Origin of the sequence: Paenarthrobacter sp. Z7-10, assembly GCF_026932795.1 — a bacterium.
In the GTDB taxonomy this organism is placed as follows: Bacteria; Actinomycetota; Actinomycetes; order Actinomycetales; family Micrococcaceae; genus Arthrobacter_M.
The window spans coordinates 1-1,460 of sequence record NZ_JADPVH010000124.1; the positions used below are offsets into that span (position 1 = coordinate 1).

A 1,460-nucleotide genomic window follows, 5' to 3' on the forward strand; every position below is an offset into this window, starting at 1 on the left:
CCTCCCTCTTTCATGAGGGGCGGAGCCCAGGGGTGTGTTTAAAAGGCAGAAGGTGCCTCTGACCTGCGAAAATAGTAGTTACCAAACAGCTATTTCGAACAGACCTTTGAGGCACCTTCCAAGTGAAGAATTCTACCGGCTTTTATCCCGGCATCGGTGTTGACGGGCACGGGACCGGGATCGTGTCCCAGGCCGGGGCCGTTCTGCTGACCGAGACCGCCAAAACGCTCGGCCTGCCCAGGGCAATGAGCCAGGCGCTGGCGCCGTGGGGTAAACCCTTTGCCCGGCACGACCCGGGAAAAATCCTCCTCGACCAGGCATTGAGCCTTGCCATGGGTGGAGACTGTCTGGCCGACGTGGACCGGCTGCGCACCCAGCCGGGCGTCTTCGGCCCCGTGGCCTCGGCCCCGACCGTCTCCCGGCTGATCAGGGACCTCGGCGCGGACAACACCGCCGTGCTTGCGGCCATCAACGCTGCCCGCGCCCGGATACGCGCCCGGGCCTGGGAGGCAGCCGGGGACGGCTCGCCCGTGGCCGGGGCCGGTGTTGCGGCACCGGTGGTCGTGGACCTGGACGCTTCACTGGTCACCGCCCACAGTGAAAAGGAAAACGCGAAACCCACCTATAAGAAGGGCTTCGGGTTACACCCTTTGGCCGCGTTCGTAGACCACGGCGCCGACGGCACCGGGGAACCGCTGGCCATGCTGCTGCGGCCCGGCAACGCCGGCTCCAACACGGCCGCGGACCACATCAAGGTCACCGAAGCCGCCCTGGCCCAGCTGCCGGACGGGTACCGGTCCGGGCATTCCACGATGATCCGCACCGATTCCGCCGGCGGCACCCACGAGTACCTGGCCTGGCTCACCGATCCCGCCCGCAATCTGGCCTACTCCGTCGGCTTCGGCTTCACCACCGCCATGGAAAAGGTGCTGCCCCTGGTCCCGGAGAACGGTTGGACGAGAGCGTACAACAGTGACGGGTTCGAACGGGACGGTGCCTGGATCGCCGACATAACCGGGATGCTTGACCTCTCCTCCTGGCCGGCAGGGTTGCGGGTCATCGTCCGCAAGGAAATACCCCACCCCGGGGCGCAGCTGCGGATCACCGATATCGACGGGATGCGGTCCACCGCCTTCGCAACCAACCAGGCAGGCGGCCAGCTCGCGGACCTGGAAGTCCGCCACCGCCTGCGCGCCCGGTGTGAGGACAGGATCCGCATCAGCAAGGACACCGGCCTCGCGAACCTGCCCCTGGCGGCGTTTGCCTCCAACGAAGTGTGGGTTCATCTGGTCATGCTGGCCGTGGAACTGACGGCCTGGACCCAGATGCTCGCCCTGACCGGCACCGCGGCCAGGCGCTGGGAGCCCAAACGGCTGCGGGCCAGGATCTTTGAAACGGCCGGCAGAATCGTGCACACCGGCCGCCGCTTCATCCTCCACCTGGCCGCCGATGCCCCGGAA

1 protein-coding gene is annotated in these 1,460 nt (G+C 66.8%); it reads left to right on the forward strand.

The genetic code is table 11. The features are described 5' to 3' along the window. Positions 1-122: 122 nt before the first annotated feature. The coding region (locus IV498_RS18700) for an IS1380 family transposase (protein ID WP_269048577.1) at positions 123-1,460 on the forward strand (1,338 nt) is incomplete at its 3' end.